At 71.0% G+C, this 2406-nt stretch carries 2 protein-coding genes; both read left to right on the forward strand.

Translation table 11 applies throughout. The annotated features are described in order from the left end of the window. Positions 1–569, forward strand: a 569-nt coding sequence (locus G6028_RS01945; RefSeq protein WP_182657883.1) for a histidine phosphatase family protein, incomplete at its 5' end; no start/stop codon positions are given. Positions 570–670: 101 nt separating this feature from the next. Continuing rightward, positions 671–2406 (forward strand): AMP-binding protein (locus G6028_RS01950; protein WP_182657884.1); only part of this gene is annotated, 1736 nt, incomplete at its 3' end.

Raw genomic sequence — 2406 nt, forward strand, 5'->3', positions numbered from 1 at the left:
ACACCGCCCTGCCCGGCGCCCCCCTCACCGACCTCGGGCGGGACCAGGCGCGGACGGTGGGCGCCGAGCTCGCCGCCTCCGGCATCTCGCCGAGCGTGATCCTCAGTTCCGAGGCGGCGCGCGCCCGCGAGACCGCCGGCCTGATCGCCGACGCGACAGAACTGCCCACCCGGGCCGTGCCGGGGGTGTACGAGGTACAGGCCGGACAGTACGAGATGAGGACCGGCACCGAGGCGCTGCTGGCGTACAACCGGCTCGTGCGGGACTGGCTGGAGCACGGTGACCTCTCCTCGTGCCTGCCGGGGGGAGAGAGCGCGCTGGACGTGCAGGAACGCGCGATGCCGTTGGTGACGGAGCTCCGCGAGAGCCACCTCGACAACGGTATCGACGTGGTGCTGGTGGTGCACGGCACCCTCATGCGGATGATCGCGGTGTTCGCCGGCGCCGTCCCCTCACAGTGGGCGCTGGTCAACCGGATCCCCAACTGCGGGGTCATCGAGTTGGCGCCGGACCGCGGTGGGTGGTCCTGTGAGCGGTGGGGCGACCACCTCGGACGCCCGCCGTTCTGACCGGCGGTGCGCCGGGCCGACCACCTTTCGCGCCCCGTCCTCCCCTCTGTTCGTGAACTGACCACTCCGACCAGAAGTCGCGCCCTAGTGTCAGACCCACCATGACCCTCAGCCCCGACATCCTCGCCGTCGCCCTCAAGACCGCGACGTCGTACGTCGTCAACGCGATTGAGGTCCTGCGTTTCGGCGGTCTCCAGACTGACGAGGAGTTCTCGCCGTTCGAGATCGCCACCCGTCGGCCGATGTTCCGGCTGCGCCGCTACTACGCGCCGGTGGCGGGGGTCGCGGAGCACGGACGTGTCGGCGGTGATGCGGAAGAGAGACCGCGCCCGCCGATCGTGCTCGTGCCCCCCATGATGATCTCCGCCGACGTCTGGGACGTCTCCCCGTCGACGAGCGCGGTGGCCGCGCTGCACGCGGCCGGCATGGATCCCTGGGTGATCGACTTCGGCTCCCCGGACCTCGAGGACGGCGGACTCGAACGCACCCTCACCGACCACGTGGTCGCCGTGAGCGACGCCGTCGACCTCGTCACCGCGGCCACGGGTCGCTCGGTGCATCTCGCCGGGTACAGCCAGGGTGGCATGTTCTGCTATCAGGCCGCGGCATACCGGCGCTCGCGCGACCTCGAGAGCGTCGTGACGTTCGGCGCGCCCGTCGACGTCCGCGGTAACGCCCCGCTCGGCGTACCCGAGGACCTGATCGTGAACGTCGCCCGCTTCGTCGCCGACCACGTCTTCAGCGACCGCTCGCTCCCCGGGTGGATGGCCTCAGCCGGGTTCCGTCTGCTCGACCCGATCAAGACCGCGCGTGCGCAGGTGGGTTTCCTGCGTCAACTCCACGACCGCGAGGCGCTGATCGGACACGAGCGGCAGCGCCGCTTTCTCGGCGGCGAGGGATTCGTCGCGTGGTCCGGACCGGCGATCGTCGACGTGCTCCACCAGGTGATCATCCAGAATCGGATGATGGTCGGCGGCTTCGTCGTCGGAGATCACGTCGTGTCCCTGGCCGACATCACCTGTCCCGTCCTCGCGGTGCTCGGGGAAGTCGACGAGATCGGCGTCCCGGCGGGCGTCCGGAAGATCGCGGCCGTCGCCCCCGGCGCGGACGTCTTCGAGTTCCCGGTCCGCGCCGGGCATTTCGGACTCGTCGTCGGCTCGACCGCCTCCTCGCTGACATGGCCTGCCGTCGCCGACTGGATCGACTGGAGAGAAGGCACCGGAGATCGTCCGAAGGGCATCGTCGAGGTCGGGCCCGACTCCGGTGGTGACCCGTCTCCGGGCACGGCGGTGATGCTCGCGACGGAAGGGGCGACGCAGATCGCCGGGGTGGGGGTCGGTGTGGTGCGCGGTGCCGGCCACCTCGCCGTGGGCACTCTGCGGACGACGCGGGCCCTGGGATACGAGGCGCTGCACGCCGCGCCGCGCCTGGTGCGACTGGGGCAGATCCAGACGGGGACACGCATCTCGTTCGCCAAGATCATGGCCGAGCGTGCGCGGACGCAGCCTGATGACGCGTGCTTCCTGTTCTCCGACCGCGTCCACACGTACTCGGCCGTCGACGCCCGGATCACGAACGTGGTGAGGGGGATGATCGAGGTCGGGGTGCGCCAGGGCGACCACATCGGTGTGCTCATGGAGACCCGGCCCTCGGCGCTGGTCGCGATCGCCGCGCTGTCGCGTCTCGGCGCCGTGGCCGTGGCGTTGCCCCCGTCCCGGGATCTGGCCGAACTGTTGACGCTCAGTTCCGTGTCCGAGGTGGTCGTCGACCCGGAGCACGCCGCCAGGGTCACCGACGCCGGGGCGCGGGCGCTCGTCCTCGGCGGCGGCGCGGACCG

This window comes from Dietzia cercidiphylli, from assembly GCF_014145145.1.
GTDB lineage: Bacteria > Actinomycetota > Actinomycetes > Mycobacteriales > Mycobacteriaceae > Dietzia > Dietzia natronolimnaea.